Raw genomic sequence first — 25,373 nt, 5'->3', positions numbered from 1 at the left:
TACTCCGCGATCGCGAGTGCCCACAGGATGCCCCGGAGTAACGCCGACGCCGCGTGACACACAGGCCCCCCGCCGGCAGGCGCGGGCGGTACGGTCGGATCCGGTGACGGCTCCTGTCGCGCGGTTCGCGGCGTGATCGGGTAGTCAGGAACGGTGAACAAGGACGCGACCGACCCCTTCGTACATGTCCGGGGCGCCGGTGAGAACAACCTGCGGAACATCGACGTCGACGTTCCGCGGGACGCGATGGTCGCCTTCACCGGCGTCTCCGGCTCGGGCAAGTCCTCGCTCGCGTTCGGCACGCTCTACGCGGAGGCCCAGCGGCGCTACTTCGAGTCCGTGGCACCGTACGCCCGCAGGCTGTTGCAACAGGTCGGCGCACCGCACGTGCAGGAAATCACCGGACTGCCACCCGCCGTAGCCCTGCAGCAGCGACGCGGGGCGGCCAGCTCGCGCTCGACGGTCGGCACCATCACCACGCTGTCCAATCTGCTGCGCATCCTGTACTCCCGCGCCGGCACCTATCCGCCCCGGGCCGCACGGCTGGAAGCCGAGTCGTTCTCACCCAACACCACGGCCGGCGCCTGCCCGCAGTGCCACGGCCTGGGCGTCGTGCACGACGTCGCCGAGGACCTGCTCGTCCCGGACCCCTCGCTGAGCATCCGCGAGGGGGCGATCGCCGCCTGGCCGGGCGCCTGGCAGGGCGCCAACCTGCGCAGTGTCGTGCGCGGCCTGGGCATCGACATCGACCGACCGTGGCGCAGGCTCAGGAAAAGGGACCGGGACTGGCTGCTGTACACGGACGAGCAGCCCTCCGTGTACATCGAGTCGGAGGAGGACCGCGTCGACTACGGCTACCAGGGCAAGTTCTGGAGCGCCCGCAAGCACGTCATGCACGTCCTCGCCGACTCCAAGAGCGAGAAGATGCGCGAACGGGCGCTCCGGTTCGTCAGGAGCGTCCCCTGCCCCGAGTGCCACGGCAGCGGACTACGGCCCGAGGCGCTCGCCGTGACCTTCGCCGGACGTTCCATCGCCGAGATCAACGCGATGCCGCTCACCGAGGTCCTGGCGCTGCTGCGGCCCGTCGCGGGGCGGTCCGAGGCCGACGCCACCACCTCGACCGCCCGATCCGGGGAGACGACCGAGGTCGCGGTCCGGATCTGCGGCGATCTGGTCGCGCGGATCGATGTGCTGCTCGACCTGGGCCTCGGATATCTCAGCCTCGGGCGCCGCTCGACGACCCTGTCGCCGGGCGAGGCGCAGCGCCTGCGGATCGCCACCCAGCTGCGCTCGGGGCTGTTCGGCGTCGTCTACGTCCTCGACGAACCCTCCGCGGGCCTGCACCCGGCTGACGCGGAACCGCTGCTGGAGGTACTGGACCGCCTCAAGGCGGCGGGCAACTCACTGTTCGTCGTGGAGCACGACATGGACGTCGTACGGCGGGCGGACTGGGTGGTCGACATCGGCCCCGGTGCGGGCGAGGGGGGCGGACGCGTGCTGTACAGCGGCCCGGTCGCCGGTCTCGAGCGGGTCGGGGAGTCGGCGACGGGCCAGTACCTGTTCGGGCGCGCCCAGCCGCCCGACCACCGCCCGCGCGCACCGCACGGCTGGCTGCACCTGCGCGGCGTCTCCCGCCACAATCTGCGCGACGTGTCCGTCGACGTACCGCTCTGCGTGCTGACCGCGGTGACGGGCGTGTCCGGTTCGGGGAAGTCGACGCTGGTGACGCAGGTGCTCGCCGAGGTCGTCCGCGGCCACCTCGGACTCGTACCCGAGGAGCCCGACGAGGCGCAGCTGGAGGTCGACGTCCAGGACGCGTCGGGGGTCGAGTCGTTCGACCGGCTGGTCCGGGTGGACCAACGGCCCATCGGCCGGACACCCCGGTCCAATCTGGCCACGTACACCGGGATGTTCGACGCGGTACGCAAGCTGTACGCGGCGACGGACGAGGCCAGGGCGCGCGGCTACTCGGCCGGGCGGTTCTCCTTCAACGTGCCCGAAGGGCGGTGCGAGACCTGCCAGGGCGAAGGATTCGTCGCGGTGGAACTGCTGTTCCTGCCCGGCACCTACGCGCCGTGTCCGACCTGCGAAGGCGCTCGGTACAACGCCGAAACGCTGGAGGTCACCTATCGCGGCAGGAACATCGCGGAAGTGCTGGCGCTGTCCGTCGACGCCGCCGCCGAGTTCCTGTCCGCCGTCCCGGCGGCCTTCCGCAGTCTGGAGACCTTGCGCGAGGTGGGGCTGGGGTACCTGCGGCTGGGCCAGCCCGCGACGGAACTCAGCGGCGGTGAGGCGCAACGCATCAAACTGGCCACCGAACTGCAACGAGCCCGCCGCGGGCACGCGCTCTACCTGCTCGACGAGCCGACGGCGGGGCTGCACCCCTCGGACATCGCGCTGCTGCTGCGACAGCTGCACCGGCTCGTCGACGCGGGCAACACGGTCGTCCTCGTCGAGCACGACCTGGACACGATCGCCACCGCCGACTGGGTCATCGACCTCGGTCCGGGCGGCGGCGACGCGGGCGGGCGGGTGGTCGCGGCGGGACCGCCGGCCAAGGTGGCGAGGGCCCGCCGCAGCGCCACCGCGCCCTATCTCGCGGCCCGGCTCGCGCGCTCCTGACGACAGCGTGAGGGGCTGTGTACCGGTCAGCCGGCTGCGGGCGCATCGTCGCGCGCGTCGCCATGCGGCATTCCGGCTTGTGGCGGACAGTGCCCTCGAGGTGCAACAGGGCAGCCTGCCCGACTTCCACTGACACCGCTCGCGCAAGAGCCGAAGTGAGGCATCAGCCCGGTCCACCCAGCACGATCTTCCACACTCGGGTCGCCACCTGGAGGTTCAGCCGGTCCTCGACGTTCGTCAGGTCGTGGCCGCTGATGTTGCGGATGCGCTGGAGCCGATAGCGCAGCGTGCTGCGGTGGATCGTGAGGGAGTCGGCGGTCTCGTCGTAGTTGCCGCCGCAGTCGAAGTACCGGGACAGGGTCTCCACCATGGTCGCGTGGTGCCGCAAGTCGTAGTCGATGAGCTGCCCGAGCCACTCCTGGACGAACGTCTCCAGTTCCCGCTGACCGCTGCCGGGGCCCAGGATGCGGTAGAGACCGAGCTCGTCGAAGAACGACGTGCCGTAGCGCTCGCGGGAGCGGCGGCGCACGTCCAGGGCACGCTGCGCCTCCAGGTAGTGCTGGGGGATGTCGTCCACGGAGTCGCAAGGGGCGCTCACTCCGATCGTCCCGGCCCGTGTCCCGCTCTCCCGGGCGAGCGCCTCGTACAACGCGCGGGCGTGCGGCCTGTCGCTGGTGATGAGGGCGACATGGTCGGAGCGGCGGGCCAGCAGCGAGCGCATGCCCACCGCAGCGGCCGCCCGGCCCACGGTCTGCGCGAAGGAATCGTCCGCTGTCCGGTCCGACCACCGCACCACGACTATGTAGTGGCTGCCGTGCAGGTCGTGTCCGACTGCCTCGGACCGGGCGTAGGCGCTCGGCTCGTCCGTCCCGGCCAGGAGGTCGTCGGCCAGCTCGCGGTGCAGCCTCAGCTCCACTTCGGCCAGATTGCGCAGGTGCGTCAGCTCCAGGGCGAGCGACGTGGCGGCGTGTCCGAGCGCGAGGACGGTGTGCTCGTCGGCCTCGTCCCGGGTGTCGACCAGGGCCAGCACGCCCAGGATCTCGCCGTGCGGGCGGACGAGGGTGAGCAGCCGATCCCTTATCCGTACCGGCCCTGCCTCTTTGGCGGCGGCGTGCAGCATGTCTTCCTGGCGTACGGGGTCCGGTTCGGGATAGGGGACGGGGCGGCCGGGACCGGTCCAGGACCTCAGTCGGCCGAAGCGGTCCTCGACCAGCGCGGGAAGTCCTGTGAGTCCGTGCAGTGCACGGGTGACAGCTTCCTCGCCGCCGCCCGAGGCGGCGACGTCGGCCATGAGAGCGTGAACGGCTCGCTCGTAGCCCAGCTCGGCCCTCACGGAGATCAGCTTGTGCTGGAGGGCTGTGCGTTCCTCCCTCAGCCGGCGCGCCTCCAGCGCGTCCTCGCGTCGGCGGCGGTGTGCGGAGGCGACCGACAACGCGGCAGCGGTGTGCCGGACGAGCATGGCGAGCAGGGATTGCTCGATCCTGGTGGGCCGGGAGCGGGAGGTGACCACGAGGTAGCCGTGGAGGGCCCCAGGTCCGCGGAGCCCCAGGGCCCGGCCCCAGGGCCTGCCGGCTACGGTCACGATGCCGTCCTGCCCGGCCAGCTCCCGCACCCTTCGGTTCACGGCCGAGGCATGCGGCTGCCTGTTCCCCGGGCTGGGGACCAGGTCGCCGGCCACCTCGAGGTATCCGGCCTCGGCTCTGTACGGCCCCGCGGCGGCCATGTGGTCCATGGCCAGGCGCAGGATCTCGCCTTCGTCCGGAGCATCGAACTGGGCACGGGAGAGCGCGGCCAGTTCGTGCAGGGCATGGTCGGCCGGGGGCCGAGCGGGCAGGCGGGGCCCGCTGTGCGCGGCCCTGGGGTGCCGCTCGGCGCCGGCCCGCGGCAGGCTGCCCTTCCGGTCGGAGAAGTGGTGGTACGGGCCGTACGCCCGACTGCCGGCCATGGGATCACTCCGTCCTGCGGAGGTTAACGGCTTTCTCGCGTACCCGCTCCCGGGCGGGCTACCCGATATGTGCGGGTTCTCTCTCTCGTCCTCGTGGGGTGATCGGACCCGTGTATTCCTGACTTGCCAGGTGCAGGCGTGGAGCCGCCCGGTTCGTCACCCTGGGACGTGCTCGAGACCCTCCGTGCACACCGGTGGGACATTGTGCAAGTCCACTTCTGTCTGACCGAACGTGCTCCGGAGAGTCGACGCAATCGCTGTACCGGGAGGAATTCCTCATGGCCAAGGCAGTGGGCATCGACCTGGGCACCACCAACTCGGTGATCGCTGTGTGGGAGGGCGGCGAGCCGTCCGTCGTGCCCAACAGCGAGGGCAACCGCACGACGCCGTCCGTGGTGGCCTTCACCGACACCGGGGAACGTCTGGTGGGCCAGCTGGCCCGGCGCCAGGCGATCCTCAACCCCAAGGGCACCATCTACTCGGCCAAGCGGTTCATCGGCCGGCACTTCGACGAGATTTCCGACGAGGCCAGGGCGGTGGCGTACGACGTCGTCGAGGGCGACGGCGGGGCGGCCCGTTTCAAAGTGCGCGACAAGCTGTACGCGCCTGAGGAGATCAGCGCACAGGTGCTGCGCAAACTGGCCGACGACGCGTCCAAGCAGCTGGGGGAGCGGGTCACGGAGGCGGTCATCACGGTGCCCGCCTACTTCAACGACGCTCAGCGCACCGCCACCAAGGACGCCGGACGGATCGCCGGACTGGAGGTGCTGCGGATCATCAACGAGCCGACGGCGGCCGCCCTCGCGTACGGCATGGACAAGAAGGAGCACGAGACCGTCCTCGTCTTCGACCTGGGCGGCGGCACCTTCGACGTGAGCATCCTCGACGTCGGCGACGGCGTGGTGGAGGTGCGCTCCACCGCCGGTGACAGCCACCTGGGCGGCGACGACTTCGACCGGCGTCTGGTGGACTACCTCGCGGACGACTTCCAGAAGGAGAACGGCATCGACCTGCGCAAGGACCCGCAGGCGCTGCAACGACTGTTCGAGGCGGCGGAGAAGGCCAAGACCGAGCTCAGTTCTGTGACGCAGACGCAGGTCAGCCTGCCATTCATCACCGCCGACGCCTCGGGCCCCAAGCACCTCACCGACTCGATCATGCGGTCCACCTTCGAGCAGATAACCAGCGACCTGGTGGAGCGCTGCCTCGGACCGGTGCAGCAGGCGATGGCCGACGCGAAGGTCGGCGAGAGCGACATCGACGAGGTCATCCTCGTCGGCGGTTCCACCCGCATTCCCGCCGTCCAGACTCTGGTCCGCCGGCTGACCGGCGGCAAGGACCCCAACATGAGCGTCAACCCCGACGAGGTCGTGGCCCTGGGCGCCGCGATCCAGGCCGGGGTGCTCAAGGGCGAGGTCAAGGACGTCCTGCTGCTCGACGTGACACCCTTGTCGCTGGGCGTGGAGACGCGCGGCGGAGTGATGACGAAGATCATCGAGCGGAACACCACCATTCCGGTGCGCCGCAGCGAGACCTTCTCCACCGCCGAGGACAACCAGCCGGCCGTCGATGTGGTGGTCCTCCAGGGCGAGCGCGAGCGGGCCGCCGACAACCGGGTCCTTGGCCGGTTCCAGCTCACGGACATCCGGCCGGCGCCGCGAGGCGAAGCGCAGATCGAAGTCACCTTCGACATCGACGCCAACGGCATCCTCAACGTCACCGCACGGGACAAGGACACCGGCAAGGAACAAGGCATCACCATCAGCGAGAGCTCCAATCTGGACCGCGGTGAGGTCGAACGCATGGTTCAGGAGGCCGAACGCAACCGGGGCCAGGACCAGGCACTCCGCGAGGCCGTCGACGCCCGCAACGAACTCGACGCCGTCGCGTACCAGGTCGAGAAGCGTCTCGCCGAACTGGGAGACGCGGCGCCCGCGCACGAGAAGGCACGTGCGGAGATGCTCGTGTCCGACGCCCGGGCGGCGGTCGAGGAGGAGGCGGGTGTGGAGCGCGTGCGGCCTCTGACCTCCGAACTCCAGCAGGTACTCGCCGGGCTGACGGCCCATCAGGGCGCCGCCACGGACGGCGGTCCCGGCCAGGACACCGCCACCGGCGGTCCCACGAGCGACGGTGACGATGATGTCATCGACGCCGAGTTCGACAAGGGCTGAGGCGCGCCATGCCCATCCACCCCCAGGAACCCGACCGGCCTGCGTCCGATCCGGGCGCCCGGGCCCCGGAAGGCGCCGGACCCGCTCCCCACGGGGATGCGCCCCGACCGGGCCCGCCCCCGCCCGAAGCGGCGAGCGGCGAAGCGGGGCCCGACGCCGCCGGCCCCGCGCCTGCCGAGGACGAGTACACGACCGCGATCCAGGAACTGGAGGACCGCTGGCGGCGCGCGCTCGCCGACCTCGACAACCTTCGCAAGCGTCACGCCAGGGAACTGGAGCGCGAGCGGGCGGTCGAGCGGTCCCGCACGGCCGCCGCCTTCCTGCCCGTCCTCGACAACCTCGAACTCGCCCTGACCCATGCCGGCGCCGATCCGGATGCGATCGTGGAGGGCGTCCGGGCCGTACGCGACCAGGCGGTCAACGTCCTCGATCTGCTCGGCTACCCGCGGCACGCGGAGAGCGGTGTCGCCTTCGACCCGGCCCGGCACGAGGTGGTCGGTGTCGTCCAGGACCCCGACGCCCCACCGGGCACGGTCGTCGAGGTGCTGCGCCCCGGCTACGGGGACGGTGAGCGGCAGCTCAGGCCGGCCGCCGTGACCGTCGCCAAGCGGGAGTGACCGGTGATGGCACGCGACTTCTACGAGGTGCTGGGTGTGCCGCGGACCGCGAGCCAGGACGAGATCCAGCAGGCATATCGCAAACTCGCCCGTAAGTACCACCCGGACGTCAACAAGGACCCCGGGGCGGAGGAGCACTTCAAGGACCTCAACGAGGCATACAGCGTTCTGTCCGATCCCAAGACCCGGGCCCGCTACGACCGCTTCGGCGAGGACTTCCGCAAGATCCCCGAGGACTTCGACGAACGGGTCGCGGCCGGATCGGGCGGCGGCTTCCGCGGTCGGCGGACCGCGGGCGCGGGCGGCCCCCGCGTCCGTTACACCACCGGCTTCGGCGACGACTTCGCAGCGGAGGGCATCGACATCGAGGACCTGCTCGGCTCCATGTTCGGAACCGGTGCCGCCCGGGGCGGCGTCCCCGGAGCGGACCAGGAGGCCGAACTGCCGCTCACCGTGGAGGAGGCCTACCGGGGCGGCCGTCGCACCGTCACACTCGCCGGCCCCGCCGGGCAGCCGCGGCGGTACGAGGTCGACGTGCCGCCAGGTGTCACCGACGGGCAGCGCATCCGGCTGGCGGGCGAGGGCGGCCAGGGCAGTGGTGACGCGGCCGCGGGCGACCTGTACCTGCGGGCGCGTATCCAGCCCCACCCCCGGTTCCGGCTGGACGGCCGTGACGTGCACGTCCAGGTCCCGGTCGCCCCGTGGGAGGCGGCCCTGGGTGCGACCGTACCGGTGCCCACACCCGGCGGCGGCACGGCGAAGGTCACGGTGCCCGCGGGCTCGTCCAGCGGCCGGCGGCTGCGGCTGCGCGGCGAGGGCATGCCGAACCCGCGGGGCGCGAACGGCGACCTGTACGCCGAACTCCGCATCATGGTGCCTCCCGTCCTCGGCGACCGGGAGCGCGAACTGTTCGAGGAACTTGCCGCCACTTCCTCGTTCGACCCCAGGAGGACGCGATGAACGACCGACCCGCGGGAGCGGGAGGCATCGGCCGGGCCGGCAAGGGCGCCCGTCCGGTACGAACGGGCGCCGACATCACCGCCGCGACGGCAGTCCGGTACGCGCTCGTGCCCGTCCCCAGGCTCTCCCTGGCCGCCGTGGCCCTTCGCTCGGGCCTCCACCCCGATCTGATCCGCCGGTTCGTCGCCCTCGGCCTGGTCGACGCCGAACGCGACTCCGCGGGGCGACTGGTGTTCGACCCCACGGCCCCGGCGGTTCTCGCCCGCATCCAGCGGCTGCGCACCGGGCTCTGCCTCAACTACGCATCCATCGGCCTGGTGCTCGACCTGCTCGACCGCATCAGCCTGCTCGAAGCCGCCCTGCGCGGCCGCGGCACGAGGAGTGAAACACCCCCATGGACATGAACCGTCTCACCCAGAAGTCACAGGAAGCCCTCCAGGAGGCCCAGAGCGCGGCCGTCGGCATGGGGCACACCGAGGTCGACGGGGAACACCTGCTGCTCGCGCTTCTCGATCAGGAGGACGGTCTGATCCCGCGGTTGCTGCAACAGGCCGGCACCGACCCGGCGGAGCTGCGCGCGACCGTGCGCGAGGAACTCTCCCGCCGCCCGAAGGTCACCGGTCCCGGCGCGGCACCCGGCCAGGTCTTCGTCACCCAGCGGCTGTCCCGGCTGCTCGACGCCGCCGAGCGGGAGGCCAAACGCCTCAAGGACGAGTACGTGTCCGTGGAGCACCTCCTGCTCGCCCTGGCCGAGGAGGGGCCGGCGACCGCCGCCGGACGCCTGCTCAAGGAACACGGTGTGACCCGGGACTCGTTCCTGAGCGCGCTCACCCAGATCCGCGGCAACCAGCGCGTCACCTCCGCCAACCCCGAAGTGGCCTACGAGGCTCTGGAGAAGTACGGCCGCGACCTGGTCCTCGAGGCCCGGTCCGGGCGCCTCGACCCGGTCATCGGCCGTGATGCGGAGATCCGCCGCGTCACCCAGATCCTCAGCCGCAAGACCAAGAACAACCCCGTCCTCATCGGCGATCCCGGCGTCGGCAAGACCGCCATCGTCGAGGGCCTGGCCCAGCGCATCGTTCGCGGCGACGTCCCCGAGGGCCTGCGCGACAAGACGGTGTTCGCTCTCGACATGGGCTCTCTCGTCGCCGGCGCCAAGTACCGCGGCGAGTTCGAGGAACGCCTCAAGGCCGTGCTGTCCGAGGTGAAGGCCGCCCAGGGGCGCATCCTGCTCTTCATCGACGAACTCCACACCGTCGTGGGCGCGGGTGCCGCCGAAGGGGCCATGGACGCGGGCAACATGCTCAAACCGATGCTCGCCCGCGGCGAACTTCACCTGATCGGCGCCACCACCCTCGACGAGTTCCGCAAGCACATCGAGAAGGACGCCGCCCTCGAACGCCGCTTCCAGCAGGTGCTGGTCGACGAGCCGAGCGTGGAGGACACCATCTCCATCCTGCGCGGACTGCGCGAACGTCTGGAGGTTTTCCACGGCGTGAAGATCCAGGACACGGCACTGGTCTCCGCGGCCACCCTCAGCCACCGCTACATCACCGACCGGTTCCTGCCCGACAAGGCCATCGACCTCGTCGACGAGGCGTGCGCCCGGCTGCGTACCGAGATCGACTCGATGCCCGCCGAACTCGACGAGATCACCCGCCGCGTCACCCGCCTGGAGATCGAGGAGGCGGCCCTGTCCAAGGAGACCGACGCCGCCAGCAAAGCCCGTCTGGAGGAGCTGCGCAGGGAACTGGCCGACCTGCGCGGCGAGGCCGACGCCAAACACGCCCAGTGGGAGGCCGAGCGGCAGGCCATCCGCCGCGTACAGGAACTGCGCCAGGAACTCGAGCAGGTCCGTCACGAGGCGGAGGAGGCCGAACGCGCCTACGACCTCAACCGGGCCGCCGAACTCCGCTACGGCCGGCTCCAGGACCTGGAGCGCCGGCTGAAGGCAGAGGAGGAGCAACTGGCTGTCAAACAGGGGCAGGACCGGCTGCTGCGCGAGGTGGTCACCGAGGAGGAGATAGCCGAGATCGTCGCAGCCTGGACCGGCATCCCCGTCGCCCGTCTCCAGGAGGGCGAACGTGAGAAACTGCTGCGCCTCGATGAAATCCTGCGCGAGCGCGTGATCGGCCAGGACGAGGCCGTCGAACTCGTCGCCGACGCCATCATCCGCGCCCGCTCCGGCATCCGCGACCCGCGCCGCCCCATCGGCTCGTTCATCTTCCTCGGTCCCACCGGCGTCGGGAAGACCGAGCTGGCCAAGACCCTCGCGGCGGCCCTGTTCGACTCCGAGGAGAACATGGTCCGCCTCGACATGAGTGAGTACCAGGAGCGGCACACCGTCAGCCGGCTCATGGGCGCACCGCCCGGATACGTCGGCTACGAGGAAGGTGGCCAGCTCACCGAGGCCGTACGCCGCAAACCGTACTCGGTCGTGCTGTTCGACGAGATCGAGAAGGCACACACCGATGTCTTCAACACCCTGCTGCAGGTCCTCGACGACGGCCGCATCACCGACTCCCAGGGCCGCACCGTCGACTTCCGCAACACCGTGATCATCATGACGTCCAACATCGGCTCCGAGCACCTCCTCGACGGCGCCACCACCGAGGGCGAGCTCAAGCCCGACGCCCGCGCCCTGGTGATGGGCGAGCTGCGCGGGCACTTCCGCCCGGAGTTCCTCAACCGCGTCGACGACATCGTGCTGTTCAAGCCGCTCGGTGAGCGCCAGATCGAGCGGATCGTGGAGTTGCAGTTCGACGAGCTGCGCCGCCGACTCGCCGAACGCCGCATCACCGTGGAGCTCACCGAAGCGGCCCGGGAGCTGATCGCCCACCAGGGCTACGACCCGGTGTACGGGGCCCGCCCGCTGCGCCGCTACATCTCCCACGAGGTCGAGACGATGGTCGGGCGCGCCCTGCTGCGCGGTGACGTCCAGGACGGCGGGACGGTCCGCGTCGACGCCGAACACGGAGAGCTGGTGGTCACCTACGACCAGCCCGAGGACGCCAAGGGAGCGCAGGCGGCATGAGCACGATGCAGACGACGACCGTCACATGTCCCCACTGCGGGCGCACCAACCGGGTGCCCGCGGCCGCGGAGGGCCGCCCCAAATGCGGCCACTGCAAGCAGCTCCTGCCGTGGATGGTGGACGCGGGCGACGACGACTTCACCGAGGTCGCCGAGCGGGCCGACGTCCCCGTCGTGGTCGACCTGTGGGCCACCTGGTGCGGCCCCTGCCGCATGGTCAGCCCCGCACTGGAGAAGGTCGCCACCGATCTCGCCGGCCGCATCAAACTCGTCAAGGTCGACGTCGACAACAACCCGCGGCTGTCGCAGCGTTTCGCGGTCCAGGCCGTACCGACATTGCTGATTCTCGACCAGGGCGAGACAGTCGCCCGGCAGGCGGGGGCGGCGCCCGCCCCCGCTCTGCGCCAATGGGTGGAACAGTCGATCACCACCCGGAAAGGGTGATCCGGATGACCCTGCACACAGACCCCCACCTCGCGCTTGTCCGGCCGGTCCAGCCGCTGACCCCAGAAGGCTGTCAGGAGTGTCTGGTGCTCGGCGCCCCCTGGGTCCACCTGAGGCTCTGCCTGACCTGCGGGCACGTCGGCTGCTGCGACTCCTCGCCGAACACACACGCGCGCAAGCACGCGGCTGCCGAGGCCCATCCGATCGTGCAGTCGTTCCAACCCGGCGAGGACTGGCGCTGGTGCTACCTCCACGAGGCGTACGTCTGATGTCCGGCGACCAGCCGCTGCCGGGCGAAGAACCGGTGCCGGACAAAGCGGACGAGGCCGCCTTCTGGGAGACCCCTGACACCTACGGCGCCTACCCGCGCCTCACGGAGGAGCAGACAGCACGTCTGGCGGAGCACGGGCAACGCCGGAACATGGCTCCGAACGACGTGCTGATCCGGGAGGGGGAGCGCTGCGAGACGTTCTACGTCGTCCTCAGCGGTACCGTCGCCGTCTTCGAGGACTACGGCACTCCGCAGGAACATGTGCTGCGCGTGCACGGCCCTGGTCGCTTCATCGGCGAACTCGGCCTGCTGCACGGACAAGTGGCTTTCTACACCGCTGTCGCCAGAGAGCCGGGCGAGGTCCTCGTCGTCTCCTTGGACCAGTTGCGCCACCTGGTGTCCCAGGACTCCACCATCGGGGACACCGTGCTGCGCGCCTGTCTGTGCCGTCGCGCGTTGCTCGTCGGACAGGGCGCCGGCTTCCGCATCATCGGCTCGCGCTACTCGCCCGACACCAGACGGCTGCGCGAGTTCGCCGTCCGCAACCGGCTGCCGCACCGCTGGATCGACCTGGAGACCGACAAGGAGGCCGAGGAACTGCTGCGCCGCTTCGGCGTCGGCCCGGCGGAGACACCACTCGTCATCTGGCGGGACACCACCTTGTTGCGCAACCCCAGCAACGCGGAACTGGCCCGGCTCATCGGCCTGCCGTCCCTACCCGCCGGAAACCGTCACGGCGACGTCCTCATCGTAGGCTCCGGGCCCGCCGGCCTCGCTGCCGCGGTGTACGCCGCCTCCGAGGGCCTGAGCACCACGGTGGTGGAGGCGATGGCCACCGGCGGCCAGGCCGGCACGTCGTCCCGCATCGAGAATCTCCTAGGCTTCCCGTCCGGCATCTCCGGCGCCGAACTCACCGAACGCGCCGTGCTCCAGGCCGACAAGTTCGGCGCCAGGATCAGCCTTCCGCTGGAGGCGACCGGTCTCCATCCGAAGGACGAGGACCACTACGAGGTGACGTTCGCCGACGGCAGCGAGATCGCCGCCCGCGCCGTCGTCCTGGCCGTGGGTGCCCACTACCGCCGGCTCCAGGTGCCCGGCATCGAACACCTGGAGGGCACGAGCGTGCACTACTCGGCGACCGTCTACGAGGCCCAGCAGTGCGGCAGCGACCCGGTGGCCGTCGTCGGCGGAGGCAACTCGGCGGGCCAGGCGGTGCTGTTCCTCGCCGGGTACGCCCCGCAGGTGCACCTGCTGGTCCGAGGAGCCAGTCTTGAGGCCAACATGTCCCGCTACCTGGTCGACCAGGTGGAGCGCCATCCACGGGTGGAGGTCATGCTGCACACCGAGGTCACCGAAGTGTTCGGCCAGGAAGTCCTTGAGGAGCTCGACGTGGTCGACAACCGCACGGGCGGGCACCGCCGGCTCGCGGTACGAAGCCTGTTCGTCTTCACCGGAGCCGAGCCCCACACCGAGTGGCTCGCCGACGCCGTCGCCCTCGACTCCCGCGGCTTCGTCCTCACCGGGCCGGAGGCCCAGGAAGCTTGCGACTACCCCGAGTTGTGGCACGGCCGCGGGCGCTCGTGCATGACGCTGGAGGCCAGCCTGCCCGGGGTGTTCGCGGTGGGGGACGTCCGCAGCGGCTCGGTGAAGCGGGTGGCCTCCGCGGCCGGGGAGGGCGCGATGGCCATCCACTTCGTGCACCGTCACCTTGGGCACTCGGCCGTACCCGGCACCACGGGCACGTCCGCTGTCGCGGCCCACTCGGACGTCTCCCCACGCATACGTCACAAGGAATCCGCATGGCTCGCATGACAATGGTGCCCGTCCGGCGCCACGCCGGCGACGCCCTGCTGGACGGACACCCCGTGCGGGCGTGAGCAGCCGCCGGGCCGCCGCACTTCATGCCCGGGAGCCGCGTGCCGGCCGCCCGGTGGTCCGGCTGTCGGTCGGCGGCCTGTGCGCTGGTCAATGGCGATGCCGGTGTCTCCACCGGCCAGACTCAAGGCTCCCTGACCGGTCAAAGCGCATCGGGACTTCCTCGCCGGTGGGGGAGCATCCCCGCTGGCGCAGGGACGATGATCCATTCCTTTGCACTACACGGCGACTTTGGCGGTGGCTTCCTCTCCGCGGCGGCTGCGCACTATGGCATCGACATCCGCCGCAGCCGCCTTGGCCTGATCCATACCGCCTACGAGAAAGCCGCCGTCGTGAGCGCCGTGGTGCCGTTGCCCGGGCCGGCGGAGTCTCTTGGTGGTCGGGCGTTGACCGGTCGTGGCGGCGGTTTCGCGAGGGCGGTGTGCTGCCGGGGGGGGGGCTTGGCGGTATCCCGTGCGTTCGGCGCGGAGCTGATGGTGCGGGCTCTGTGCCTGCGGGATGCGGGCCGGGGTGTGTTTGCGCTGAAGCGCACTCCAGCTCCTAGGTTCGGCGGCATGCGATACATCAAGCTGGGCACGACCGGACTGGACGTCTCCGCCATCACCCTTGGCTGCATGAGTTTCGGCGAGCCGGACCGGGGCGGCGAGCCCTGGTCCCTGGGCGCGGACGCCAGCCGGGACATCATCAAGCAGGCCCTCGAGGCCGGCGTCAACTTCCTGGACACGGCCAACGGCTACAGCGCCGGCAGCAGCGAGGAGATCGTCGGCCGGGCCGTCAAAGACTTCGCCCGGCGCGAGGAGGTGGTCCTGGCCACCAAGGTCTGGATGCGGATGCGCCCGGGTCCGAACGGGGCGGGGCTGTCCCGCAAGGCGATCTTCGCCGAACTGGACGCCTCCTTGAAGCGGCTGGGGACCGACTACATCGACCTGTACCAGATTCACCGCTGGGACTACGACATTCCGATCGAGGAAACCCTGGAGGCGCTGCACGACGCGGTCAGGTCGGGGAAGGTCCGCTACATCGGGGCCTCTTCCATGTACGCCTGGCAGTTCGCCAAGGCCCTGTACCTGGCCGACCTCAACGGCTGGACCCGGTTCGTGTCGATGCAGGACCACTACAACCTCATCCACCGGGAGGCGGAGCGCGAGATGCTCCCGCTCTGCGCCGACCAGGGCATCGGCGTGATCCCATGGAGCCCGCTGGCACGGGGCAGGCTGACCCGGGCCTGGGACATGGCCACGGCGCGTGCCGGGACCGATGCGGGCCCAGGAATCCTCTACCGCGACGAGGACCAGGCAGTGGCCGGGCGGGTCCACGAGATCGCGGGGAGGCGGGGTCTGTCCCCGGCGCAGGTCGCCCTGGCCTGGGTCATGCGCAACCCGGCGGTGACCTCACCCATCGTCGGAGTCACCAAGCCGGCCCAGTTGGCCGACGCCCTCGCCGCGGTGGACGTCGAACTCGACGACGACGAGGCCGCCTACCTTCAGGAGCCCTACCAGCCGCACGCGGCCGTCTACCTGGAGGAGTCCTTCTACGCGTCGCGCCCCGCGGCCGGCTCCCGGTAGCTGGGGCCGGCACCGGGCCGTCGACGAGGTGCCCGCCCCGGCCCGTACCGCCGTGTGGCCGGCCCGGCAGTGCGGTGCGGGCGGTGGCGCGCACTTGCATGATCCGCGCGCTGCCTGTCGGCCGCGGCGACCCAGATGCCCGCCACCGCGGCCGGCGGCAGGGCCACGCGCAGCGGAACGTGCCGGTGGGCACCGAAGCACGACGCTGCCCGCCGGGAGGTGCCCATATGCCTTCGGTCAAGGTGGCCGGGTGGCGGTGTGGCTGTCATGAGTGATGACGTGCCTGTTCGGGAGTCGACGGGCGAAGGCGTGCGTCCGTGCGACTTCTGTGGTCACCCGGTCGTGATGGACTCGGCCGACGAGCGTGACTGCCCGGTGTGTGGCGAGGCTGCTTATGGTCAGGCAACTGAGGCTGGCCGAGATTCGTAGAAAGTTCCGTCGCGGGGCATCGCGAAGAGGACGTCGGCCCGGCGTTCCCGGCGGGCCGGCATCGTGGCATGAGACAGGCGAGGAACCGGGAGACGGGCATTCAGGGCAGCTCGGACGACCATTCGTATGACGGGTGCGCCACACAACTCAACGCTCTTAAAAAAGCGGCGCACAGATGGCCCATTTGTTTCCATTACAGGCCAAACGCCCACTTGTAGTCCCGACAGGACGCGGACCACAGCCGTCGCCGATGGGGCGGAGATCGTCGGGGGAGTACGCGTCCGGCCGTGTGCCCGGACACACCACCGGTCACACGGCTGAATCCCTGACACCGCCACAGGCCGGCGCACGGCCGGCGAAGGCGATCCTGGTCGGCCCGGACGCGTCGACCGGTTCGTGTCTTGATCGCGGCGGGCGAACTCGCTTCCGGACGGGAACACGTGAGCACCCCGCGGAACCTCGTCGGGGCCGACGCGGCCACGCCAGGCAATCGCGGCCGCGTCGGCCCGCCCCCATGTGCGGCCTGGCTGTAAGTCAACGCGGCTCACAGAAGGGACGCACGGGGTCGGCCTGGGTCGAAGAAGGTCCCGTCCCGGTGGGGCGGGAGTCACACGCGGTGACCCGTCACTCCTCGAACGGCGCGGCGAGCAGCATGTCTTCGACGGTGGGCACCGGGAACTCGGGTATGTGTCGGCGGCCGACCTCGGCGAAGGGGTGCATCGCCACGGACATGGGATTCGTGCGGCATATCGAGAGGATGTTGTCGAGGGCGTCCTGCTTGAATCCCTCCCGGGGGAACGCGTCGAGTATCTCCTCGAGGGCGTCGGACGGAATCTGCTGGAGGTCCTGCCCGGCGAAATCGGCCGCCGAGCCGACGGAGACCATGGCGATCTCCGGCCTCTTCCGGCTTGCTATGCCCATGTTCGTGTGCAGCGCGATCGCGTCCCAAACGACCGCCACCCGTTCGTCAGACATGTGCTGCTTCTTGAGGAACCGCTCCGCGGCGTCCGCGCCGCCGACCTCGAAACGCTCGGCCGGGACCTGGTACGCCTCCAGTAGCCCGAGGTCGTGCAGAACCGCGGCGACGAACGCCAGTTCACAGTCGTACCGGACGCCGCGGCGGTCGAAGAGCAGCGCGCTGTACAGGTACGTCCGCATGACGTGGTTGAAAAGCGTCACGGAGGACACGCCTCGTGCGAACCTCACCGTCTCCCGTGCCAGTGCGCTGTCGGGTATACGGATTCCCGCCACCGATCCCGGCAGCGCGTCGCCTCCTGAAGCCGATGCGCCGTCGAGCGGTGCGGCGCCGGCGGGGGAAGCGGATATCGGGGAGGCGAGCAGGGAGGCCGCGCCGATCGCGGCGACTCCGGTGCTGCGCCGCAGCACCGAGCGCCGGGTGACGTGGGTCGTGACATCGTCATTGCTCTTGTCAGACATGGGAATTGCCTTCTCTAGGGGGGAATCGGCACCAGGAGCCTATGAAGATCACCGACGAGCCGACAGTGGCGAAAATGACGGGTATCACCTGGTTATCGCCAGAAGGCCTTCGTGGGCGTGGCCGGTGTGATGGGTGCGGCCCGCACCGCCAGAGCGGTGCTCAGCGCCTGCGCCTGGCCCTGGTCATCAGGATTTCTGGCCAGGCGCATCAGTTCCGCCTCCCTCGAACTGGCCGCCGGGTCTGCCCGTCGCCGTCCCGGCTGAACGGGCGCCGCACCAGTGCACTCAGCCCCGCCCAGGCCTGCCGGCCGACTTCTCCGCCGGCCCCGCCGGCCAGCGCCGCCAGCAGCCCCACCGATACCGGATCCATCCCCACCATCGTCGCCTTGCGCGATCAGGCACCCGCATTCAGTCTTCGGGGCGTGGTCTATGTGTGGATGGGCCGGCAGCCGAAACGGTGTCCTGTTCACCGATGACATCCGCTGTCCTGTGCATGTCGCCGACCTGGCCGCGGCACTGCTGGAACTCGCCTCCGGCGAGGCGAACGGGGTTCACCATCTGGCAGGAGCCGACGCTATGAGCCGTCATGAACTCGGGATCCTCATCGCCAAGTGTGACGGGCTCGACGTTTCGCGGCTTCCTGTCGGGCTGCGGGCCGATAGCGAACTTCCAGGGGCGCTCGACGTGCGCCTCGACAGTCACACAACCCAGCACCAGCTGCACACCACGTTGCGCGGCGTCCGCCAGTTCCTCCCCCTGGGCGCATGAGGAGCTCCTCAGAGCGATGTAAACGACCACAATCACCGTTCATGAACTGATCAGGTACCGAAGAGCCAGGACGGCCGGAGGCTGAAGAACAAGCTCAGAGCCTGTGTCATATCCCCGGCGACCGGGGATCGACGGGCACCCTACGGCCTCCCGGCGGGCCCTCGGTGACCATGGTCCCGCGCCCGCCCAACGCTGCCCCGGTGGCCTGCCCGCCCGGCCCACCACGGCTGCCCGTCCGGTCGGCCTCTCCCGGGTCAGGACACCGGTCATCCGCCCAGGCTGTACGCGGTGTTGAGTGATCCCTCAGCCATCCTGACGCCTCTGATCCTCCGGGCGCCCTTGATTCTCCGTGTCCGCGGCCGTCCCGTCGTCCCCCGTCAGGACGCGCAGGGCGGCCAGGGCGTCGTCCCGTACGGTGGCGTCCGCGGCGGTGGTGCGCAGCAGTTCGCGCAGCGGCTCGACCGCCCGGCGCACGCCGAGCCGGCCCACCGCCCGTACCGCCCGGTCGTCGAAAGGCAGGCGGACGAGCAGGAAGTCCTCCGCCGCGCGACGCTCGCGACCGGTCAGCCCGGCCAGCCCCTCCAGCGGGTACTCGGGCACCCGGCCGGGGCCTTCGTCCGGCTCGGCCGCGGCGAAGAGGCTCCGGAGCGGTTCCGCCCGCGGGTCGGGGCGCCACATCAGATCCGTATCCGGCTGCCGAGGCCCGGCCCCCTCGGCCTCCTCGCTCCGCTGGGGCCCCGGGGTCCCCTCGGCCCCGATCCGGTCCAGCAGCACCCGCAGTTCGGCCTCGGCCTCGTCCCGGAGCGAGGCCAGTGGCGACAGCAGCCGACTGTGGATACTGCCCAGCAGCTCGCTCCCCTCCATCTCCTCGCCGGCGAGGCCGTGGACGCTGAACAGCGCGGAGATCGCCTGGGAGCGGACCAGGCCACTCGCGTCGCGCAATGCGGTTTCGAGGATGACCGGCCGAGTGAACTCTCGCTCCGTATCGGGGAATTGGGACAGCAGGGTGACCGCGGTGGACCGGTCGATGTGGCTTCCGGCACCGCTGCGCAGCAGGTCGAGAAGCGCGTCCCGGCCCGAGAGGTCGCCCAGCCTCAGCAGGGCACGCGCCGCGAAGACCCGCATGACGGGAGGCGCCGAGGGGGTGGTCCGCTCGATCAGCGCGGGGATCGCGCGCACGGCCCCGGCGTCGGCCAGCGCGGTCGCGGCGCGGCCGTCGTTCTCGGCGAGTCCGGCGATGAGGATGTCCTCGGCCTCGGTCCGCTCGTCGCCGGTGAGCCGCGAAAGCGCCCAGCTCCCGGGAAGCTCGTCGAGCAGGTCCCGGGACAGTCCGGCCGGTGTGTGCACCCCGGCCAGGAACATCTCGAACAGCGGTGAACGCTCGGGCCGATGCCCCATTTACGGAATCCCTCTCGCCCTCTTCTTCGCGGCCTGGCTGTCCGAGAAACGCTGCCTGGCGATTCGGGTGGCGGCGTCGGCCTCGGACTGGGAAAGCACTTGCTGTCCGCCCGCGGGCAGTTCATCGCCGCCCGGGGTCAGCTCCCGCCAGTATTTCGGAAGAGGGTCGCTCAGGACGCGGCGCGAGTCGTCGCCCCACGCCATGCCGTGGAATTTCAGCTCGATGGTGATCCTCAGAGTCCGCTCGATCTCCTTCACCGCGGGCAGTTCGATGTCGACCAGCACGGAACCGTGACTGATCTGGCGCGCGAAGATATTGATGTCGCGACGGAGCTTCTGCGCGTAGCGCTCTGAGAACGCCACCCACACGGGGCGGACCCGGCCCCAGTCGTTGTGCAGCCGCAGACCCTGGGTGATCTTGTAGAAGTCCTGTGCCTCCAGGGTCGTGTACCCCAGGCTCCGGGCGTAGTCGCTGAGGTCCTCGCCCTTCGACCACAGAGCCCCCTGGCCGGGCAGTACCGTCATCCCCGCCATGAGGGTGTCCGCGACGATGTCGAAGTTGCCGGGCCTTGAGTCCCGGAGCCCCTCGATGATCAGGAACCACAGCCGCCGGGCCTCCGCGTCCGGGATCGGTACCTTCGAAGCCCCGGACATCCACTTGGGGTACTCCGGGTGGAGCAGCGGCGCGGCCAGGTTCGCGGTGACCGGCCACGGTACGAAGCTGTAGAGCGTGTGGCCACCCGACGCCGTGGTCCCCGGCAAGCGGTTCAGCTTGCCCTGCTTGACCCATTGATCGGCGTACTTGCGGGCCTGGGTGGCGCCCAGACGCAGCGTCGCCGTCAGCGCCGGAGCCCGGTGGCCCGTGGTGTCGACGATCTCGGCGCTGATGGCGAAGGCGATGGGAGGCTTCCGGGCCGGGTTGTCCCCGTAGGTCTCGATCGCGTGGTGCAGATACCAGTTCTCCGCGAGCTGGTCGAAGGTGGCACGCGGGTTGACCGTCGCCTCGAAGTGGAACAGCTCCTTGTCCGCGCCCTGTTCGCGCACGGTCACGGCCAGGCCGGTGAGCCGGTGCCGGGCTTTGATCGCGGGCAGACCGCGCCGCACCTCTTCCTCGTCGCCGTGCTTCTTGGCCAGCGCCGCGGCCTCGTGCAGCGCCGCCATGAGGTCGCGCTGCTGCTGCTTCGGGGACCGGCGATCGCGTTTACGGTCTTCGTCGCTCCTTCGGGGACGTCGCCCGTCGTCCCTACGGCGCCTGCGCCCGCGGCGTCGGCCTGGTCCGCGGCGCCGTCCGGGCCGGTCGCGGTCGGCCGCCCGCCGGGGCTTCTTCGGCTTCTTCTGCTTCTTCCGCGCGTCGAGTCTGGCTTTGAGCTTGGCCGCGAGCTTCTTGACCAGGCCGACGATTTTGTCGATGACCCAGTCGACGGCCCGGTTCACGGGTTTGCTGAGGGTCTGGACGATCTGTTTGATCTTGGCGGCGATGCCGCCGATGCCGAGGAGGGCGGCGAGGAAGCCGAGCAGGACGGGGATGGAGCGGGCCAGGGCGCGTTCGATCAGGGCGGGGACGCCGCCGGTGCCGCCGCGGGCGATGGCGATGACCGCGTCGAGGACCGCGCCCACGAACTCGACGATCTGGCGGGCCCGGGTGACGACGAACGTGACGATGTCGATGATGAGTTTGACCGCGCGGACGAACGCGGAAGCGGGGTTGAGCAGCGAGAGCACCCACATGATCCCGGCCTGGACGATCGTGGGGGTGACGTATGTGATGACCTTGTCGAGGAGGTCCTTCTTCAGGTCGCCGACGCGGGTCTTGAGGTCGTTCCACATGCCGGCGACGCCGCGTTTGCGGACGTCGGCGACCAGCGGGACCGCGGTCTCGGCCGCGGTGACGGCGGGCTCCGTCCCCGGCACCTTGCGCACGATCCGGGCGCGGATGTTCTGCCAGGTCAGTCCGAGCAGTGAGGCGAGCATCGTGACGATGCCCTGGGTGTCGAACCTGGCGGGCAGCTGGAGGCCGGCCTCGGTGGTCTTGCCCAGCAGCCAGGACATGATGCCCTGTTGCAGGTGCCGGCCGATGTGCGCGAGGAACAGCTTCAGCCCCGCCCCGACCGCGGTGACCAGGTTCTTCAGGAAACCGATCGGGTCCTTCAGGATGAGCAGGACCGCTTGGGCGGCCTTGGCCAGCACCGCCAGCAGCAGGTTCTTCAGCTCGATGATGGTGCCGATGACGCCCTTGATGGCGTCGGTGGCCTTGGCGACCAGGCCCTTGTTCTTCTCCTTCTCCGCGGCGATCTCGTCGTCCACGGATGTGAGGGCGTCGGTGTACTTGGTGGCCAGGGTGTCGACGAGTTCGGTGCCCTTGTCGTCCACGGACGTGGTGAGTTCGTCGAACTTGTCGCTGAACTCCGCGGCCGCCTCCCGGCCGATGCCCCGCAGGTCGGCGGGCAGCTTCTGCACCGCGTTGGTCATCTGGGTGCGGCCCTCGGCGATGCGCCGCTTGGCCCGGTTCAGCTCGGCGCCGATGGTGTCGGCGACGTCGGAGATGACCTGCCGCATCCGGCGCACATAGTTGGTGCGGGCCGTTTCGAAGATGGTGTCGGCCTCGGCGGGCAGTCCGGCGAACAGGTCCCGCACCCAGCGTGCCTTGCCCGCCCAGCCCGAGTACCGGCGGTCCTTGTACTCCTCCATCTTCCGTTTGTGCTCGGCGGTGAAGGCGTCCCGGGCGGCCTTCTCACCCCGGCCGAACTGGTCGTCGACCAGCTTGTCCAGCCCGTCCAGGATGCCCTGGACGTCCTTCTGCATGGTGTCGAAGACACCCTGGAGGAGCTTGGTGACCGTGGCCCGCTTGTCCTCGTCGCGGCCCTTCGCCCCGCCCTTGCCCGTATCGACGTGGCGGCCGGTCAGCACCCGCTGCGCACCCATCGCGCCCATCGCGGCGGTGCCGAGGCGTCTGGCCTGGGCGGTGGCGGCGGTGAGTTCCTTCTGCTCGTGCCCGCGCATCCGGCCGGTGGCCGCCGCAGAATGCTGTTCGGCGGTCCTCTTCTCGCTCAGGGCCTTTTTGAAGGCGGGTTCGTTGGAGTTCCGGAGCTGGACTTCGGTGACTTTCGCGCCGTCCATCCGGCGTTTGAGGCCGGCGGGCCCGGCGGACAGGTCGGTGGCCGAGGCGGGGAGCCGGTCGGGCACGGCCTGGGCGGCATTCGGTGCCCCCGGGGTGCCGGGCGGCCGGTCCGCGGTCATCGGGACGACCTTCTTGGGCACGGCGGCGGCGGTGTTGGGCGGGGCGTTGGTGGTGGTGGCGATCTGCTCGGCGGAGGCCGCCTTGCCCTCACCGACCTTGCCGTGCACCTCGGCGCGGACCTCGTCGGCCTTGCCGGAGCCGGCGAACTTGTCCGCCTCGTCCAGGTTCTTGGGCGCCTTGTCGGCGATCGCCTTCTCCACCGCCCGGATGAACGCGTCCTTGTCGAACTCCTTCGGCTCGGCCTCGTTCATCTCCTGCGCGTTGGCGGTCTTGCCCTGCGCCTCGGCGTCGTCCGCGGGCGGCAGCGCGGCGTCCTGCGCGGCACTCGCCTCGGTCCGCGGCGGCGGATGCGACGCCGCCAACGCAGTCTTCTTCCGCCCGACGTCCTCCTTCAGCGCCGCGAACTTCGGATCCGCCTTCGGACCGGGCCGCGCCCGCACCTCCGGCCCGCCGTCGGGGGCCGTCGGCGCCGCCTGCGTCTCCTGCGCCGGCTGTACGGCGGCCGTCGCCGGGGCGGCGCCTGCCTCCCGGCGGCCGGCCGCCGCCACGGCGCTGTTGCCGAACATGTCCTGCACGGCAGGCGGGAAGCGACCCGGCGCAGGCGGAGCAGCCGGTGCGGGTACGCCACGGCCGGCCGGGCCGATCGCCGGGATGCCACCGCTCGCCGGACCGCTCGCCGGTATGCCACCGCCCGCCAGGGCGGCCGTCACCAGCGCGTTCGAGGGAGCTGCCGTGGACAAGGAGGCTGCCGTGGACAAGGGAGCTGCCGTGGACGGTGCGCCACCGGGTGTCTCCGGCCGCCGCTTCGTCGGCGCGGACATCACCGTCGACACTGCCGGCCGCACCGCGAAAGTCTTCGGCGCTGGCATCGGGCGGGACCACCCCCAGCATGTCGGTGACGACAGGGGCTCGGTGCCCCCGGGCCCCTGACGCAGTGTGCCCACACGGGCGTGGAGGGGCCGTCACCTCTCCGTCCCTGGAAGCGTCACCGCCGACGAACCGCCTTTCGGGGGCGGACGGGCTGGTCCGTCCCTATCGCGAGACGGGCCATCACCGCGAGCCGGCCTGCGTGTTCGGCACCGTAACCGGTGCGCCTGGCGGCAGAAAGGGCTGAGCAGCATCCGTCCCGCGGACGCCTCGCTGTCCCTGCCCGCGGGCCGGCACTCCCACGGTCTGCGTCGGCTCGCCGCCATGAAGGCCGTCCGCAACTCCTATGACCAGGCCGAGGCGGCGATCGACCGCCGCTGCGAGGGAGTCTTCGGCAAGCGCCAGGCCGAACACCTCGTCATGCAGGCTGCCCGGGACATTGACGCTTTCTACCGCCAGCACATCCCGCTACCGGCGACCGCCGACACGCTCCTGGTCCTGCAGGTCGACGGGAAGGGCATCGTGATGCGGCCCGAAGCGCTGCGGCCCGCCACCCTCAGGGCGCACCGGGCCGCCCGGCGGGCGATGCGCACCCGGCTCGCCCCGGGCGAGAAACCGCACCGCCAACGGATGGCCACCCTGGCCTGTGTCTTCGATGCTGATCCGGTACCCCGCCGGCCGCACGACATCATCGCCCCGCCCGACGGCCGCAGCCCCGCCAGGACTCCCCGGCCGGGGCCGACCGCCACGGCGAAGTGGCTGACCGGATCGGTCGTCCACCCGCCCGAGGACTCGATCGCCGCCTCCTTCGACCGGGCCGAAGCCCCTGACCCCGGCCACACCTGGACCTGAGGCGTGCTCGTCGACGGCGCCCGCTGGGGCCTGCCGGGCGCCGAAGCCGTCCTCAAACTCCAGGCTCTGGACGACAACGGCGGCCTCGACGAGTACTGGGACTTTCATCTCGCCCGGGAGCACCAGCGCCTCTGTCCCGCATCCAGCCAGGCGGAATGCGAAATCAACCCTGATCACCGGAAGTCGCGACGGATGAACCGCAGTTCCTCATGACAGGTCGAGGAAGGAAGCGGGGTCGTCCGGGTCAACCGGCAGGCCCGGTGAACGCTCGGGGTTGAAATGCTCTCGGGCGAAGTCGTCATCGGCCCGGTGCACGACATCCGGTTCCGGAGGCGCTGGCCAGGTGGTCAGAGAGTGCTCTTCCACAGCGTCTTCCCCCGCGCCGGATCGGCCCGCGTCCCGTCCTCTGGCCTGAACACGGACCCGGTACCAGCCGGGCCCGGCCGTTGCGAAGTCGCCGGCTTCGTCCACCACATCCCCGCCCCACCGGAACAGCCGCAGCCTGCCGCTGCTGCTGTAGATGCTCACATCCACCGCCGTCTCCCAGTCATCCCCCACGGGAGGAGGCATGTCCGCACGCTGTTCCGTGGTCAGACGGATCCACCCGGTGTGCGTACCGGCGAACACGGTGAGGTGCTCCGGGCCACCCGCCGCCAGGCTGTTGCCCTCCAAGATCCGCTGCACGGTGTCGCTGTCCTCGTAGGCGTCAAGAAAATCGTCACCTTGGAGGTAGTACTGGCAGTACGAGACGGACAGCCGATCCGTGGCCCATCGTTTGTGTGGCATGTGAAGCTTCCCCGTGATCTTGGACACTTGATGGTTATGCCGCGAGGGCGTGTCGGTGTCGCCGTCGGGTCTCGGCCGGGGTGAGGTAGCCGAAG

At 70.4% G+C, this 25,373-nt stretch carries 18 protein-coding genes and 1 pseudogene; 14 read left to right on the top strand and 5 right to left on the bottom strand.

What is annotated here, in order from left to right; all coding sequences use genetic code 11:
- Positions 1-153 precede the first annotated feature (153 nt).
- Entirely contained in the window at positions 154-2,622 is a 2,469-nt protein-coding gene (uvrA, locus tag ACFV6E_RS37590; RefSeq protein ID WP_385467877.1) for an excinuclease ABC subunit UvrA, read from the top strand.
- Between the two features lie 163 nt (positions 2,623-2,785).
- On the opposite strand, the gene ACFV6E_RS37585 is transcribed toward uvrA, so the two are convergent.
- Positions 2,786-4,567 carry a PucR family transcriptional regulator gene (locus ACFV6E_RS37585; protein ID WP_385467874.1) on the bottom strand — a complete coding sequence of 594 codons (1,782 nt, stop codon included), beginning with the start codon at positions 4,565-4,567 and terminating at the stop codon, positions 2,786-2,788.
- 278 nt (positions 4,568-4,845) lie between these two features.
- Here ACFV6E_RS37585 and dnaK point away from each other — a divergent pair, with 278 nt between their 5' ends.
- The 9 genes from dnaK to ACFV6E_RS37540 all read left to right on the top strand — a co-directional run bounded on the left by dnaK (position 4,846) and on the right by ACFV6E_RS37540 (position 15,503).
- Complete coding sequence (dnaK, locus tag ACFV6E_RS37580) at positions 4,846-6,738, top strand: molecular chaperone DnaK (RefSeq protein WP_385467871.1); 1,893 nt, start codon at positions 4,846-4,848, stop codon at positions 6,736-6,738.
- Between the two features lie 8 nt (positions 6,739-6,746).
- Complete coding sequence (locus tag ACFV6E_RS37575; RefSeq protein ID WP_385174667.1) at positions 6,747-7,355, top strand: nucleotide exchange factor GrpE; 609 nt, start codon at positions 6,747-6,749, stop codon at positions 7,353-7,355.
- A gap of 6 nt (positions 7,356-7,361) precedes the next feature.
- A complete protein-coding gene (locus ACFV6E_RS37570; RefSeq protein WP_385467868.1) occupies positions 7,362-8,315 on the top strand; it encodes a DnaJ C-terminal domain-containing protein in 954 nt (317 codons plus the stop codon).
- On the top strand, positions 8,312-8,719 hold the full coding sequence (locus tag ACFV6E_RS37565; protein ID WP_385174672.1) for a chaperone modulator CbpM: 408 nt from the start codon (positions 8,312-8,314) through the stop codon (positions 8,717-8,719). The genes ACFV6E_RS37570 and ACFV6E_RS37565 overlap by 4 nt, the downstream gene beginning before the upstream one ends.
- Positions 8,710-11,349 (top strand): ATP-dependent chaperone ClpB, encoded by a 2,640-nt coding sequence (gene clpB / locus ACFV6E_RS37560; protein ID WP_385467865.1) that lies wholly within the window; start codon positions 8,710-8,712, stop codon positions 11,347-11,349. The genes ACFV6E_RS37565 and clpB overlap by 10 nt, the downstream gene beginning before the upstream one ends.
- Entirely contained in the window at positions 11,346-11,792 is a 447-nt protein-coding gene (gene trxA, locus ACFV6E_RS37555) for a thioredoxin (RefSeq protein ID WP_385174677.1), read from the top strand. The genes clpB and trxA overlap by 4 nt, the downstream gene beginning before the upstream one ends.
- A gap of 5 nt (positions 11,793-11,797) precedes the next feature.
- On the top strand, positions 11,798-12,061 hold the full coding sequence (locus tag ACFV6E_RS37550; RefSeq protein ID WP_385467862.1) for a UBP-type zinc finger domain-containing protein: 264 nt from the start codon (positions 11,798-11,800) through the stop codon (positions 12,059-12,061).
- Complete coding sequence (locus ACFV6E_RS37545; RefSeq protein WP_385467859.1) at positions 12,061-13,875, top strand: FAD-dependent oxidoreductase; 1,815 nt, start codon at positions 12,061-12,063, stop codon at positions 13,873-13,875. The genes ACFV6E_RS37550 and ACFV6E_RS37545 overlap by 1 nt, the downstream gene beginning before the upstream one ends.
- Positions 13,876-14,492: 617 nt before the next feature.
- Positions 14,493-15,503, top strand: coding sequence for an aldo/keto reductase (locus tag ACFV6E_RS37540; RefSeq protein ID WP_385467856.1), 1,011 nt, complete (start codon positions 14,493-14,495; stop codon positions 15,501-15,503).
- A 1,053-nt stretch (positions 15,504-16,556) separates the two neighbouring features.
- Here ACFV6E_RS37540 and ACFV6E_RS37535 read toward each other — a convergent pair.
- Complete coding sequence (locus ACFV6E_RS37535) at positions 16,557-17,369, bottom strand: HD domain-containing protein (protein WP_385467853.1); 813 nt, start codon at positions 17,367-17,369, stop codon at positions 16,557-16,559.
- Between the two features lie 444 nt (positions 17,370-17,813).
- On the opposite strand from ACFV6E_RS37535, the pseudogene ACFV6E_RS37530 reads away from it, so the two are divergent.
- Positions 17,814-18,137 (top strand): annotated as a pseudogene (locus ACFV6E_RS37530) (sugar nucleotide-binding protein); the annotation flags it as partial.
- A 303-nt stretch (positions 18,138-18,440) separates the two neighbouring features.
- Here ACFV6E_RS37530 and ACFV6E_RS37525 read toward each other — a convergent pair.
- Complete coding sequence (locus tag ACFV6E_RS37525) at positions 18,441-19,535, bottom strand: HEAT repeat domain-containing protein (protein WP_385174691.1); 1,095 nt, start codon at positions 19,533-19,535, stop codon at positions 18,441-18,443.
- Positions 19,536-23,339, bottom strand: a complete 3,804-nt coding sequence (locus ACFV6E_RS37520) for a hypothetical protein (RefSeq protein ID WP_385467851.1) — start codon at positions 23,337-23,339, stop codon at positions 19,536-19,538. It lies immediately after the preceding gene.
- A gap of 184 nt (positions 23,340-23,523) precedes the next feature.
- Between ACFV6E_RS37520 and ACFV6E_RS37515 the strand changes: the two genes are divergently transcribed.
- The 3 genes from ACFV6E_RS37515 to ACFV6E_RS37505 all read left to right on the top strand — a co-directional run bounded on the left by ACFV6E_RS37515 (position 23,524) and on the right by ACFV6E_RS37505 (position 24,705).
- Positions 23,524-23,703 (top strand): hypothetical protein, encoded by a 180-nt coding sequence (locus tag ACFV6E_RS37515; protein ID WP_385467848.1) that lies wholly within the window; start codon positions 23,524-23,526, stop codon positions 23,701-23,703.
- Positions 23,704-23,964: 261 nt separating this feature from the next.
- Positions 23,965-24,492: a hypothetical protein gene (locus tag ACFV6E_RS37510; RefSeq protein ID WP_385467845.1), complete on the top strand. Its 528-nt coding sequence runs from the start codon at positions 23,965-23,967 to the stop codon at positions 24,490-24,492.
- Positions 24,493-24,495: 3 nt separating this feature from the next.
- Positions 24,496-24,705, top strand: coding sequence for a hypothetical protein (locus ACFV6E_RS37505; RefSeq protein ID WP_385467842.1), 210 nt, complete (start codon positions 24,496-24,498; stop codon positions 24,703-24,705).
- On the opposite strand, the gene ACFV6E_RS37500 is transcribed toward ACFV6E_RS37505, so the two are convergent.
- Positions 24,700-25,305: a hypothetical protein gene (locus ACFV6E_RS37500; protein WP_385467839.1), complete on the bottom strand. Its 606-nt coding sequence runs from the start codon at positions 25,303-25,305 to the stop codon at positions 24,700-24,702. The two genes, ACFV6E_RS37505 and ACFV6E_RS37500, sit on opposite strands and share 6 nt — an antisense overlap.
- Positions 25,306-25,373 lie beyond the last annotated feature (68 nt).

Origin of the sequence: Streptomyces sp. NPDC059785, assembly GCF_042732375.1 — a bacterium.
Taxonomy (GTDB): domain Bacteria; phylum Actinomycetota; class Actinomycetes; order Streptomycetales; family Streptomycetaceae; genus Streptomyces.
This window is presented reverse-complemented; position numbering and strand designations above follow the sequence as displayed.